The organism is Agrobacterium tumefaciens, from assembly GCF_005221325.1.
Lineage (GTDB): Bacteria > Pseudomonadota > Alphaproteobacteria > Rhizobiales > Rhizobiaceae > Agrobacterium.
Window position 1 is genome coordinate 1,592,566 of record NZ_CP039888.1, and the last position, 13,169, is coordinate 1,605,734.

Annotated in this window: 10 protein-coding genes; 8 read left to right on the forward strand and 2 right to left on the reverse strand. The window is 58.5% G+C overall.

Translation table 11 applies throughout. The features are described from left to right. Positions 1 to 33: 33 nt before the first annotated feature. Positions 34 to 1,287, forward strand: coding sequence for a tyrosine--tRNA ligase (gene tyrS, locus CFBP5499_RS08360; protein ID WP_080827292.1), 1,254 nt, complete (start codon positions 34 to 36; stop codon positions 1,285 to 1,287). 44 nt (positions 1,288 to 1,331) lie between these two features. On the opposite strand, the gene CFBP5499_RS08365 is transcribed toward tyrS, so the two are convergent. Further along, positions 1,332 to 4,715 carry a DUF3971 domain-containing protein gene (locus tag CFBP5499_RS08365; protein WP_080824864.1) on the reverse strand — a complete coding sequence of 1,128 codons (3,384 nt, stop codon included), beginning with the start codon at positions 4,713 to 4,715 and terminating at the stop codon, positions 1,332 to 1,334. A 235-nt stretch (positions 4,716 to 4,950) separates the two neighbouring features. On the opposite strand from CFBP5499_RS08365, the gene CFBP5499_RS08370 reads away from it, so the two are divergent. The 4 genes from CFBP5499_RS08370 to CFBP5499_RS08385 all read left to right on the forward strand — a co-directional run bounded on the left by CFBP5499_RS08370 (position 4,951) and on the right by CFBP5499_RS08385 (position 9,093). Next, entirely contained in the window at positions 4,951 to 5,418 is a 468-nt protein-coding gene (locus CFBP5499_RS08370; protein WP_080824863.1) for a peroxiredoxin, read from the forward strand. A 193-nt stretch (positions 5,419 to 5,611) separates the two neighbouring features. Further along, positions 5,612 to 6,910, forward strand: a complete 1,299-nt coding sequence (locus CFBP5499_RS08375; RefSeq protein WP_080824862.1) for a M23 family metallopeptidase — start codon at positions 5,612 to 5,614, stop codon at positions 6,908 to 6,910. A 219-nt stretch (positions 6,911 to 7,129) separates the two neighbouring features. Then, positions 7,130 to 8,641, forward strand: coding sequence for a DEAD/DEAH box helicase (locus tag CFBP5499_RS08380; protein ID WP_080824861.1), 1,512 nt, complete (start codon positions 7,130 to 7,132; stop codon positions 8,639 to 8,641). An 8-nt stretch (positions 8,642 to 8,649) separates the two neighbouring features. Then, positions 8,650 to 9,093 (forward strand): NUDIX domain-containing protein, encoded by a 444-nt coding sequence (locus CFBP5499_RS08385; protein WP_080824860.1) that lies wholly within the window; start codon positions 8,650 to 8,652, stop codon positions 9,091 to 9,093. 1,022 nt (positions 9,094 to 10,115) lie between these two features. Here the strand turns inward: CFBP5499_RS08385 and CFBP5499_RS29995 are convergent. After that, complete coding sequence (locus tag CFBP5499_RS29995) at positions 10,116 to 10,283, reverse strand: hypothetical protein (RefSeq protein WP_158523262.1); 168 nt, start codon at positions 10,281 to 10,283, stop codon at positions 10,116 to 10,118. A 348-nt stretch (positions 10,284 to 10,631) separates the two neighbouring features. Between CFBP5499_RS29995 and CFBP5499_RS08400 the strand changes: the two genes are divergently transcribed. From CFBP5499_RS08400 to rpe, 3 genes are all read left to right on the forward strand, one after another. Further along, positions 10,632 to 11,108: a helix-turn-helix domain-containing protein gene (locus tag CFBP5499_RS08400; RefSeq protein ID WP_233284139.1), complete on the forward strand. Its 477-nt coding sequence runs from the start codon at positions 10,632 to 10,634 to the stop codon at positions 11,106 to 11,108. 88 nt (positions 11,109 to 11,196) lie between these two features. Beyond that, entirely contained in the window at positions 11,197 to 12,324 is a 1,128-nt protein-coding gene (locus CFBP5499_RS08405; RefSeq protein ID WP_175416661.1) for an ABC transporter substrate-binding protein, read from the forward strand. A gap of 131 nt (positions 12,325 to 12,455) precedes the next feature. Further along, positions 12,456 to 13,133, forward strand: coding sequence for a ribulose-phosphate 3-epimerase (rpe, locus tag CFBP5499_RS08410; RefSeq protein WP_080824858.1), 678 nt, complete (start codon positions 12,456 to 12,458; stop codon positions 13,131 to 13,133). Positions 13,134 to 13,169: the final 36 nt, after the last annotated feature.

Below are 13,169 nucleotides of genomic sequence, written 5' to 3' on the forward strand. Positions count from 1 at the left end.
GACGGAAAATATCCAACCAGAAAGAAAAAGGTCATGTCCAGGTTCAAGTCCGATTTCCTCCGCACGCTTGATGAGCGTGGCTTCATTCACCAGATCTCCGATGAGGCAGGTCTCGACGAACTGTTCGCCAAGGAAACCGTGACCGCCTATATCGGCTATGACCCGACGGCCTCCAGTTTGCATGTCGGCCACCTCACCCAGATCATGATGCTGCACTGGATGCAGAAGACCGGCCACCAGCCGATTTCGCTGATGGGCGGCGGCACCGGCATGGTCGGCGATCCCTCCTTCAAGGAAGAGGCCCGCAAGCTGATGACGATCGACATGATCGAGGACAACATCACCTCGCTCAAGCACGTCTTCGCCAACTACCTCGATTACGACCGCGCCAACAACCCGGCGCTGATGATCAACAATGCCGACTGGCTGCGTGGTCTGAACTACCTCGAATTCCTGCGCGATGTCGGCCGCCACTTCTCGGTCAACCGCATGCTGTCCTTCGACAGCGTGAAGACGCGTCTCGACCGCGAACAGTCGCTGTCCTTCCTCGAATTCAACTACATGATCCTGCAGGCCTACGACTACGTGGAGCTGAACCAGCGCACCGGCTGCCGCCTGCAGATGGGCGGTTCGGACCAGTGGGGCAATATCATCAACGGCATCGACCTCGGTCACCGCATGGGGACACCGCAGCTTTACGCGCTGACCTCGCCGCTTCTGACCACCTCCTCCGGCGCGAAGATGGGCAAATCGGCCTCAGGTGCCGTATGGCTGAACAAGGAACTGCTGCCGGTCTATGATTTCTGGCAATACTGGCGCAACACCGAAGATGCGGACGTGGTTCGCTTCGCGAAACTCTTCACCACGCTGCCGATGGATGAGATCGCCCGCATTGCCGCCCTTGGCGGATCGGAAATCAACGAAGCGAAGAAAATCCTCGCAACGGAAGTGACGGCCATCCTGCATGGTCGCGCTGCGGCGGAAGAAGCAGCGGAAACGGCGCGCAAGACCTTCGAGGAAGGCGCACTTGCCGAAAACCTGCCCTCCATCGAGGTTCCGGCAGCCGAACTCGAAGCCGGCGTCGGCGTCCTCTCCCTCATCGTCCGCGCCGGCCTTGCCGGTTCGAACGGCGAAGCCCGCCGCCACGTTCAGGGCGGTGCGGTGAAGATCAACGATCAGGGCGTTTCCGATGAGCGCCAGATGATCGGCACCGGTGAAGTGACCGGTGACGGCGTCATCAAGCTGTCGGTCGGCAAGAAGAAGCACGTTCTGGTTCGCCCGGCGTAAAACCGGCGCCAAACCTGCACCAAGGGCCGCGAAAGCGGCCCTTTTTATTGGAACTCGAAAATCTGCCTGAAGACACCCGGCGCAATCAGCGACAGTGGGTTGATCGTCAGCTTCGGCTGGTCCGTCTGGCCTGACAGTTTGAAGGTAATGCCGAGCAACCCCCGGTCGCGGCCATTGCCGAGGAAGATGCCGATGAAGGGCAACTCGCCGAACAGCCGGTTCAGGCCATAGGCGGGCATGAAGGTGCCCGTCATATCCATGCGGCCGTTCTGATCCTTCAGGAGCCCCTGGAAGGTCGCGCCGATCTGTTCACCGCGCACCACGCCGTTTTCGACCGCCACCGAACCGTTGACGTAAACCACCCGGGCAAAACCGCGCTGAAATTTCTCCGAACTGACATCGATATTACGGCGCACCGCATTGTTGAGGCTCCTGCCATCCTCCCCCGTCGGCGTGGCGACAATGTCCTGCAGCTTGGCCTCGTTGACGACGGCGAAATTGCGCAGGTCGAGCGAGCCGCTCCAGTCGCTGCCATTCGAGGTCGTCAGCGCAAGGTTGAGAAGGCCGCCGCGAATACGGCTGTAGATATTGGCGAAACGGGCAAGCGAACCCGCATCGCTGCTGGTCAGCGTCACGGTTCCAGTCGCGCCGCGATTGACGGTCTGCGCAACCACCGCCTGGCCGTTGCCGGTGACGCCGCGCACATCGATCGACCGCACCTTGCCGTCCCGCACGCTGACATCGGCATTGACGTTGGCAAGCACCTCGTCGTTGAAACCGTAAACCTTGTCGAACTGCGCCTTGACCGAAAGCGTTGGCTGTGAGCGGGATGCGCCATCACCACCGCTCGAGGGGCTGCGCAGCTTCGAGATGAAGGGCCGCAGATCGGCGGATTTCCCCGACGCATTGACGATATAGCCGTTCTTGGACGCAGCGACCGAAACGGCGTAATTATCGGACGGCGAGAGTTTCACGCGGCTGAGATCGGCGGAAATCAGGCCGTTTTTGCTGAAGACGATATCACCGGCGGCGCCGAAACCATCGCCATCGAGTGAGAAGTCGCTGATCGCCGTACGCCCGTCCACCACTTGCATGGTGAAGGCGGCGCTGGCGGGAATGCCGATGCCCTTGCTCCAGCCGAGCCCGGGCAGGATGATCGATGCCTTGGTGAGATCGAGCTTGATATCCTGGCTTTTCGGGTCGGCGCCGTCGATTTCGATCGCCGTCGTACCGCCGAGGACCGTGGAGAGTTCAGGTGCGAGCTTGGCGACCTGCGTCTCGTTCAAGGTGGCCTTCAGGGACAGGGTGGGAGCGACATCGCTGTTCTTGCGCACTGGCTCCGTCATCACGATATCCATCGGCACGTCATCCACCCGGCCCTTGCCCTCCAGTTTCAGCTGGTGGTCGTTCAACGACATGAAACCGTCAAGCGCGGTCACCTTGTGGCCGGCAAAGGGTTTGGTCAGCGCCAGGTTCTTCAGGTCAAGATCGGCCGTCCACACCGGCGGCGGCGGGTTCTGGCTGGAGAGCATGCCCACCGTCAGCTTGGCATTGGCCGTAACGTCGCCGGTGAAATCCTCCGGCTTGAACTGCGTATCCTTGAGCGCATTGATGGGTTTGAGCGTCGCAAGCTCCGCCACCGCATCGGCCGAGCCCGAAACATTCAGGTCGAGATTGCCTAGCAGGGGCTTGTCATAGACCGAGGAGATGAGGAAGCGGCTGTCTTCCAGAGAAAGCGTGCGGTTGGACGGGAAATAGGACGTGGCCTGCTTGATATCGACGGCCATCTTGCCGCCGGTGAGATCGAAATGCGCATCGACGTCCCGCAGCGGCGGAATGTCGCCTGTCGTGTTAAGGCGCGTATCGTCGATGTCGAAGCGGATCTGCATTTCGCTTTCGCCAAGCACCAGCGGGCAGCCGGGACCACACATCCGTCCCTGCGGAATGAAGATCGCGATAGAACCATTGGTGATGGTGCCGCCGTAAAGATTGGAGACCACCCAGTCACGCGGCTTGTGCGCCATCCAGAACGGCCAGAGCTGCTTGACGGCCGTGGCCTCCATCTTCGGAATCTGGCCGCCGAAGCTGATTTCCGGCGAACCCTGGCCAAACCGGATTTTCAGCGATCCCGCCATGTCACCTAGCGGGCCGCTAACGTAAAGCGAGGGAACGTCGAGTTGCTTCGTGGCTGTCGTAAAACGACCGTCGGCTTTCAGGTTGAAAGGAACGGGTGCCTCGCCAGAAGCTTCGGAGGACGCGACCCCGTTGTCCACTCTCACGGAAAGGCCGAAACCCTCTTCCGTATCGCTGATTTCACCGGTGACGGGAATGATCGTCCGCCCGAGTTCCACCCGCGAATTGTCGATGACCAGCCTGCTTTTCGCAAAATCATAACGCGCATGCACGGTGCCTGTCGTGAACGGCTGGGCCTCGCCGCCAATCATCAGCGTGCCATTGCCGAGGCCGACCGAAACGTCCAGCCGCGGCTCCTGCGCTGCCGTGGCGCGCCGGGCGACGATGTTCACGCCAGTCTTGACGTTCAGGCCCTCATGGAGATTTCCGTCGGGATCGAATTTTTCCAGGAAAGGACCGATGTCGAAACCATCGATGCGGGCGTCAAAACCGTCGATCACACCGCCTGAGCCGGAAGTCCTGAGCGACACGCTGGCGATTTCCCCGTTAAACAGCGTTTCTCCATCGAGCGTATATCCGCCCTGCTGATCCGGCGTCAGCGACAGTTCCCGAACTTCGATGGTGCGCGGCTTGCCCTGTTCACTGGGCGGCAGATGAACCGAAACGCTGGAAATATCGATTTCTTCGGTGCCGCTGCTCAGAAAAGCCTGCGCGAGCTTGTCGAGTTGCCCGAAGGCCGCCTGCAATTGCTGCGGCACGGCGTCGAGCTTGATGCTGGCGAGATCGAAACCGTTACCCTTCGGCAAAAGCGCGGTATCAAGCTCCATGCCGTCGGCTTCGAGGCTCTGTACCGACACATGGCCGGTCAAAAGTGCCAGCGGATCGAGCGCCATGCCGATTGCCCGCGCCCGGCTGAGATGCTGGCCGGATTCCTTCTCGATGATATCCACATCCTCAGCCACCAGCGCTAGCCGCAGCCCGGTGGAGAACCGGATCGCCGAGGAGCCGATCCGCGCACTGTAGTGGGGTCCCAGCGCCTTTTCCAGCGCCTGCTGGGCCTGGCTCGAAAGCGTCTTGTCTATGGAGCCGGTCTCGACCGATACGATGATGCCGCCGATGGACAGGAAGGCCAGCACGAAAAGGGCCGCAAAAATCTTGCAGAAAGCGCGCGCCATGGAGCGCGGCGGCGGGCAATGCACGATGATCGGGTCTTCGGCCTGAGCCGAAGGAAGCTCGTGCAACGCAACCATATCGCGCTTGCCGAACGTAACCTTTTCACCCCTTATTTCAGCCATACGCCCGTGTTTGCCTCTGGATACCTTTTGTTTCGCCGCAACACCGGAGCGGGATGGCGAAAAGTGTATGCGGTTTTCGTCCGGAATCCCGCTCCAATTCTTTAATTCAGATCACGATTCAGATTTCCGGCCTAATCTCCCTGAAATCTGAATCGTGATCTGGACGAAGCGCGGTTTCGCTATATATCGAATGTGGCGACTTTCCCTCAACATCCCGGCGAAAGAAAGGTAGATTATGACAGACTTGACGATTGGCAGCCCCGCGCCCGACTTCACCTTGCCCCGTAACGGTGAAGGGACGGTGACATTGTCGAAACTGCAAGGCAAGGCCGTCATCCTCTATTTCTACCCGAAGGACGACACATCCGGCTGCACCGTCGAAGCGATCGACTTCAGCGCGCTCGGCGGACAATTCGAGGCCGCCAATGCCGTCGTCATCGGAATTTCGCCCGACAGCGTCAAAAGCCACGACAAGTTTGCGGCAAAACACTCCCTTTCCGTCATGCTCGCTTCCGACGAGGAACGGAAGGTTCTGGAGGCCTATGGCGTCTGGAAGGAAAAAAGCATGTACGGGAAAAAATACATGGGCGTCGAACGCACGACCGTCCTCGTCGCCCCGGATGGCAAGATCGCCGAAATCTGGAACAAGGTGAAGGTTGCGGGTCACGCGCAGGCCGTTCTCGAGGCCGCAAAAAAGCTTTGACGGCCATCCAGCCGTGATGTTCCCGGCCAAAATCATGCCCTTCCCGAAGTCGGCCTGACTCCCTCCTTCTACCGGTCGCTCACATCCGTCAGCCATAGCTGACGCCCCGCCGATACCGCTCTCTGCGCAAAACTTCGTTAACCTTAACGAATTATGATTTCCCCTAAGAAATCGGCCAGTCCGGAGAGCAATCGTGACTGATACGGCGGAAAATCGGGTATTCGGCAAGAAACGCGAGCCACATGTGCTCATTCTCGCGCGTGGCGAAAGCGTGCGGCATATGACCATCCGGCCATGGATGGCAGCGCTTGCCGGCTGCACGATCGGCCTGTTTTCGCTCGGTTATCTCGGTGCTACCGGTTATCTCATTTTGCGCGATGACCTGATCGGCGCGACCATGGCGCGCCAGACGCGTATGCAGAACGACTATGAAGACCGCATCGCCGCCTTGAGAGCTCAGGTGGATCGTGTCACCTCCCGGCAACTGCTCGATCAGCAGGTCGTTGAAAAGAAAGTGGAAAAGCTGCTGGAACAGCAGGCTGCGCTCACCTCGCGCCACGGGCGGATGAGCGAACTTCTGGAGCGCGCCGAAAATTCCGGCATCGCAGCCACCGCCCCGGTCGCGCCCTCCTCCCTCTCGAATGCCATGGCCCCGGAAAAACGCGCGGATATGTCCGGCGGCCTTTCCGCCATCGAAAAGCTGATGGCGCCGAAGCCGCAGGCGGAAAGAGCCGCCGCAGCCGATAGACGGGCCGCCTATGTGCCCGAATCCGGCGAAACACCTTCGGATCGGGCGGATCGGGTTTTCTCCAAGGTCACGCTGTCACTGAAGGATATCGAACGCCAGCAGATATCGCGCATCGCCAGGCTGACCAGCGACGCCGAGGACAAGGCAAGCGCCATGCAGGACATCATCCGGCAGGCGGGCCTGAAGATCGAGGAAAACGGCACCGACGATGTTGGCGGTCCCTATGCCGCCCCTGAGCGCGGCGAAACCGACCCGTTCAACCTGTCGCTCACCAGTCTCGACAATGCGCTGAACCGGCTTGATGTCGTCAAGGAAAGTGCGACCGCCCTGCCCTTCGGCAACCCCGCCCCCGGCCGGGCCATCACCAGCCGATTCGGCAACCGGATGGATCCGTTTCTCGGACGTCCCGCTTTGCATACCGGCATCGATTTTCGCGCGGAAACCGGTGCGGACGTCAAATCCACCGGCGCCGGCAAGGTGACGGTGGCGGAAAACTCCGGCGGTTACGGCAATATGGTCGAGATCGATCACGGCCAGGGCGTCTCCACCCGATTCGGCCATCTCTCCGCCATCCTCGTCCGGCCTGGCGACCGGGTGGAAGCCGGCGACGTCATTGGCCGCGCCGGCAGCACTGGCCGCTCCACGGGTCCGCATGTGCATTACGAAGTGCGACGCAACGACACTCCGGTCGATCCCATGCGGTTCCTGATCGCCGGTGCGGAGCTGAAAACCTATCTGAAATAGCGGGCCGATTTTAACCCTTCTTTTGCTCTTTTAACGATAAATCGCACAAATTCACGACCACGGCTCAAAAGCCCCGCCCGGAGCATCACGTTTCGCGCGCTTTCCCCGTTGTTTCCTTGACTTTCCGGCAATTTAGGCCTATCCCCGCGCCAAGTCTTTGCAAGTGCCGCAGCGGCACGCAGGTATTCTTACCGAACCAGAACGGAAAAAGTTCTTCCTTTGACAACATTCTCTGATCTTGGCCTGAGCCAAAAAGTTCTTTCCGCTATTGCAGATGCCGGCTACACGACGCCGACACCCATTCAGGCTGGCGCCATTCCGCCGGCGCTGGAAAAGCGTGATATCTGCGGTATCGCACAGACCGGCACGGGCAAAACCGCGTCCTTCGTTCTGCCGATGCTGACGCTGCTCGAAAAGGGCCGCGCGCGCGCCAGAATGCCGCGCACGTTGATCCTCGAGCCGACCCGCGAGCTTGCAGCGCAGGTGGCGGAGAACTTCGAGAAATACGGCAAGAATCACAAGCTGAATGTCGCCCTCCTCATCGGCGGCGTTTCCTTCGAAGAACAGGACCGCAAGCTTGAGCGTGGCGCTGACGTGCTGATCTGCACCCCCGGCCGCCTTCTCGACCATTGCGAGCGCGGCAAGCTGCTGATGACCGGCGTGGAAATCCTCGTCATCGACGAGGCCGACCGCATGCTCGACATGGGCTTCATCCCCGATATCGAGCGTATCGCCAAGATGATCCCCTTCACCCGGCAGACGCTGTTCTTCTCGGCCACCATGCCGCCGGAAATCCAGAAGCTGGCTGACCGGTTCCTGCAGAACCCGACGCGTATCGAGGTCGCCAAGCCCTCCTCCACCGCAAAGACGGTAACGCAGCGTATCGTCGCCGCACATAATAAGGACTATGAAAAGCGCGCCGTTCTGCGCGATCTGGTCCGCGCCGAAGAAGCGGAACTCAAGAACGCCATCATCTTCTGCAACCGCAAGAAGGATGTGGCCGATCTGTTCCGTTCGCTGGATCGTCACGGCTTTTCCGTTGGCGCGCTGCATGGTGACATGGATCAGCGCTCGCGCACGACGATGCTGCAGAACTTCCGGGATGGAAACCTGACGCTGCTGGTCGCTTCCGACGTTGCAGCACGCGGACTTGATATCCCTGATGTCAGCCACGTCTTCAACTTCGATGTTCCCATTCATGCCGAAGACTATGTCCACCGCATCGGCCGCACCGGTCGTGCAGGCCGTTCGGGCAAGGCCTTCACCATCGTCACCAAGAGCGACGCGAAATATCTCGACGCAATCGAAAAGCTGATTGCCGAAAAGATCGAATGGCTGAGCGGCGATCTGTCCTCTCTCCCCGCGCCCATGGAAAGCTTCGAAAGCAATTCCGGCCGTCGCGGCAGCAAGGAACGTGGCGGCAGGGGCCGCGACAGAAACCGTCGCGATGCCCCGGCATCGCCGGTCGAAAACATCAATCAGGACGCACAATCCGCAGTGGATACCGACATCGCGGCTCACGGAGACGACAGGGTGAAAGCAGAACGCAGACCGGAAAAGACCCCGCGCAATTCCGAGCGCAACAGCCGCAACCTGAACTCGCTGCACGCCAATGACGACAACCGCGACCGTCGCCGCCACTATCGTGACCACGATGACGGCCCGACACCGGTCGGTTTCGGCGACGACATTCCCGCCTTCATGCTGATCGTGGCCAACGCCAAGGCCTGATCAGCGCAATGCACAACATGACCTCGACCATCAAGCCCGGCCTCGATTTTCCGGGCGTTGGCGTGGGGCTTGTCATATTGCGCGAAGGCCGCCTGCTTTTGTGCCGACGCATGAAAGCGCCGGAAGCCGGCTACTGGAGCATTCCGGGCGGCAAGGTGGATCACCTCGAGACTTGCCTCGCCGCAGCGCGGCGAGAGGCCGAAGAAGAAACCGGCCTCCAGATCGGCTCCGTCGAATTTCTCTGCCACAGCGAATTCATTGATCCGCAAGACCGTCACCACTGGGTCTCGCTGATCTTCGTCACCCGCGATGCGCAGGGCGAACCAACGCTGACCGAACCGGACAAGCTTTCCGCCATTGGCTGGTTCGATCCGGATAAACTTCCCGAACCCATCTCCGCCTTTGCAAAAGACGCCCTGGCCGCCCTGAATCAAGGCCGCACAGGAAACTGAGCCGACCTGCCTGCGGGCGACGGGTGCAGCCGAAGCGCGTTTTCAAACAGCCGCGTGGATTATGTGCCGGAGCTGGCTTCGCTCTCTCGCCGCTATATCTTTTCTATAAAAAACGGGAATGGCAGAACGCCTTTGCGCAAGGCTTTTCAAATTCAATTTTAAATTGCTTAAATTAGCTCCACATAAAAAACCGCTCCAGTTTCCCGAAGCGGTTTATACGTAATGAAAAAAATAGAATATAGAATGTAATATAGTCTGGCAGTGCTTATAATCGGAACACTTTCCGAGGCCTGTTACGGCCAATTTCAGTCGTCCCCTGAAACAATTCCATCTAAGCTAATCATTTACTTTCCGTCAAGTAAATCTTCTCGCAAATGCGAAAAAACCCCGGGGAGAAACCTTCCCCCATGATGAAGCTTTATCTATTTTGAATATATATCAGTGGCTTATGGAAATGGGAATAAAATGTGCATTTTTGTGGGCTGCACTCTAAGAGGCACAGCCAATAACGCACACATTCCAAATTGCATATCTACTCCACAAATATAATAATTTTATAAAGCAATACAGTCATTCTGCCGCACGGAGTTTTTCCCCGCAGCAAAAGAGGCAGGAGGATGAAACTCCGCAGAAAATTAACGATAACGGTCCCTCCATCCGTGAGAGACAAGTACAACTAAAAATTGATGTCCGGAAAAGCGATCAATCGAACAACGCGGACGTCGTAAACTTCTTCAGAATGCTGGACTTCAGGCAATTTTCCGATACGCAGGCGAGCCCGCACGGACGCAATGTCCCGTTGCAGCAATAAATGCATGAATTAATGCGCTTACAATGTCGATATAATGAATCTGCCCCACGAAATGATAAGCCACCACATAAAAATAGAGACGAATAAAACCAGCAATAAAGACCTGCGCCTAAAGTAAATTACGATATTTTGGGCAATTTTCTCCATATTCGTTCCACAATGCACATACTTGTGCCGGCAATGCCCCCTTTGGTCGGCAAGGAAATTTCGATCAATCTGGCCTTTCTTCTCTTGGCTTTATCTCAGGAGAAATCACCACCATCGCCATGACGACAATCGCGAATAAGAAAAGAAGTGGATACAAAACGAGCATCGCGAGGCCCTTAGCAATCAAACCGAGCGCCTTGCTTAACAATCCGGGCCTTTCAACGTGCATCATGGCCGCCTTTTCGGGGATCTATGTATTCAAACATTGTCATCGTCGCTTCAAAATAGAATCGTCTTGAAGACCACTAATGAGTCACCAAGCACCCAACCGCGCGATATTTGATTTTATGCAGGAGCACGAAGCGCGTGCCCTATCTTGCTGATGCCTTTAACACAGTGCTAAATAACCTATTAAAACAAGTGCGTCCTGCCAGACGCCCTTCCAATTATTGATATGCGAACACAGAGAGGATTAAATTACATTTGGATTTTTGTAAACTCCATTTGTGATTTAATTTGAAAGAATTTGGCTAGGAAAGAAGTCGAGCCCAAGACAGACCTAGGAAGACGCCTCCGCGCTGTGAGGGCCGCGTTCGATATCGATGACCGGGATGTCTTCGCCAGCCGACTGGTGATCAGCAAAAGCGGTCTGGCGCACTATGAACGGGGCGAACGCGTGCCCGACGCCGAATTGCTCTCTGCCTATCACCGGGAATTCGGCGTGAACATATCCTGGCTCGTCACGGGTCATGGAGATATGTTCGAAGGCGGGCAATCAACCAGCACAGACCATGGCTCACATCAGCTGCTGATCGATCTGATCAATCCGCTCGGAAGGCTGATAAACAAGGTTTATCGCGACCACGACGTCAGGATAACCGACGATCAGCGCTTCGCGGAGCTGACCAGATGGCACAACAATCTGACCAGTCGCGCCGGCCCTTCCTTCGAATGGAACGATCTTATGTCCCAGTTGCCCTGGGTGGAGCAAAGCCTTGGCGAGGAATTGCGTTCGAAACGGGCAAGTGCTGAAAGCAGCAAAAGATCGGCAAGCTGATCGTTGATAGCAGGGCCAGCACATCAGCAATGTGGTGGTTTTGCGGGAATGTCTGTGATGCGCACGTATTTTTCCTTTGGAAAACCGGTTGTTGCCGATAAACATCAAGCCGGGACAACAGGATTTCGATCACGTCATGCTTTCACTTCGCCTGCTAACGATCATCGCCGGTTTTGCCTTTGCGGGCTCAGCAAGCGCGGCATCGATTGGCATTGTTGCTCCGCAGAACGGCCCTTACGAGCTTCTGGGGCAACAGGTGCGGCAAGGTGCCAAGGCAGCGGCGGCCAAGCTCGGGCTCGATGTCGTCGAAATCCATGAGAGCTGCGAAGACGGCAGCGGTGGTGCGATTGCCGATGGCCTGGTGGCCGCCAAGGTCAGCGCCGCGATCGGTTTTTTATGCACGGAGACGCTTCAGGGCGTTCTGCCGCCATTAAAGGCGGCCGCCATTCCCGCGATCACGCTTTCCAGCCGTGCGCCTATCCTCATGGAAGATTCCCTGAAATATGGCTGGCCGCTTTTCCGTCTCTCCCCTTCCGACAGGGCCGAATCGGACAGGGTCGCTGAAATCATCCTGCGCGACTGGAAGGGGCATTCGATCGGGCTTGTGGACGACGGCACGATCTATAGCCGCGAACTTATCGACCGCATCCGCTCGTCGCTGGAGGAAAACGGTCTCAAACCAACCTTGTCCGATACGATGCGCCCCAACCAGGAGCAGCAGGTGGCCCTGGTGCGCCGGCTGGCGCGAACCGGCATTTCCCATGTCTTTGTGGGCGCGGAGCGCAACGACGTCGCCATCATCGCCAGAGATGCCGCATCCGAAAATCTTCCTTTGACCATCATGGGCGGTGACGCCATGAATGCGGCGAACAACCCGGTTCCCCTCACCGCCAATGTGCTGGCCGTCACGCGCCCGGCCTATGATACCCTGCCGTCGGCCCAGGCGATCACCGGAGAGTTGCGCGGCGCCGGCATCGAACCCGAGGGTTACGTCCTGCCGGCCTATGCTGCGACGGAACTGACTGCCGCCCTCGCGGAGGCGGCACAAGCGCAATCGAAACCCGCACCGGAGATACTGGCTGGCGGCACCGTCTTCAAAACCGTCATCGGCGACCTCGGCTTCAACCCGTCACACGACCTTTCCGACAATCCCTATCGCCTGCAGCGCTGGAATGGCCAGCGCTTCGAGCCGGCGGACAAGGCGGAAAGACAATAGGCAACGCGACATTCGCGTAAATTCGATGAAACACGGCTGAAAACGGCGGGCAAGCGCGCCACCAGCCGTTTCAAACCCCGATACTTGATGTTAAAGGCAGCTTACGCAACGCGTCGAGAGGAGTTTGCCCCATGTCCCTGCCCATCCGCATAGCCCCGTCCATTCTGGCTGCCAATTTCGCCAAGCTGGGACAGGAAGTCGCAGATGTCACGGAAGCGGGCGCGGACTGGATCCATCTCGACGTCATGGACGGCCACTTCGTCCCCAACATCTCCTTTGGGCCTGATGTCATCAGGGCGCTGCGGCCCCACAGCATGGCCTTCTTCGATTGCCATCTGATGATCGCACCCGTCGATCCCTATCTCGAAGCCTTCGCCAAGGCCGGCTGCGACAGTATCACCGTGCATGCGGAAGCGGGACCGCACCTGCACCGCTCGCTGCAGACGATCCGCGGGCTTGGCAGGAAGGCCGGCGTGACGCTCAATCCCGCCACGCCCCTTTCCGTCATCGAGAACGTGCTCGACGATGTCGATCTCGTCCTCATCATGAGCGTCAATCCCGGTTTCGGCGGGCAGAAGTTCATTCCGGCCATGCTCGACAAGATTCGCGCGGCAAAGGCAATGATCGGCGACCGGCCGATCGAACTGGAAGTGGATGGCGGCGTGACGGCGGAAACCGCAGGCGCGATCATTGCCGCCGGCGCCAATGCGCTGGTGGCAGGCTCGGCTGTCTTCAAGGGCGACGGCGTTGCCGACTACCGCAAGACCGTCGCACAGTTGCGCATGGCGGCGGAAGCCGGGCGGACGTAACCCGCCACCGCTAAATGCGGAAAGGCCGGACGGCAC

Excerpts from the sequence above, each read along its gene's own strand:
- CFBP5499_RS29995 (WP_158523262.1), bottom strand. The coding sequence starts at position 10,283 with ATGATGCACGTTGAAAGGCCCGGATTGTTAAGCAAGGCGCTCGGTTTG.
- tyrS (WP_080827292.1), top strand. The coding sequence starts at position 34 with ATGTCCAGGTTCAAGTCCGATTTCCTCCGCACGCTTGATGAGCGTGGC.
- CFBP5499_RS08365 (WP_080824864.1), bottom strand. The coding sequence starts at position 4,715 with ATGGCTGAAATAAGGGGTGAAAAGGTTACGTTCGGCAAGCGCGATATG.
- CFBP5499_RS08370 (WP_080824863.1), top strand. The coding sequence starts at position 4,951 with ATGACAGACTTGACGATTGGCAGCCCCGCGCCCGACTTCACCTTGCCC.
- CFBP5499_RS08385 (WP_080824860.1), top strand. The coding sequence starts at position 8,650 with ATGCACAACATGACCTCGACCATCAAGCCCGGCCTCGATTTTCCGGGC.
- rpe (WP_080824858.1), top strand. The coding sequence starts at position 12,456 with ATGTCCCTGCCCATCCGCATAGCCCCGTCCATTCTGGCTGCCAATTTC.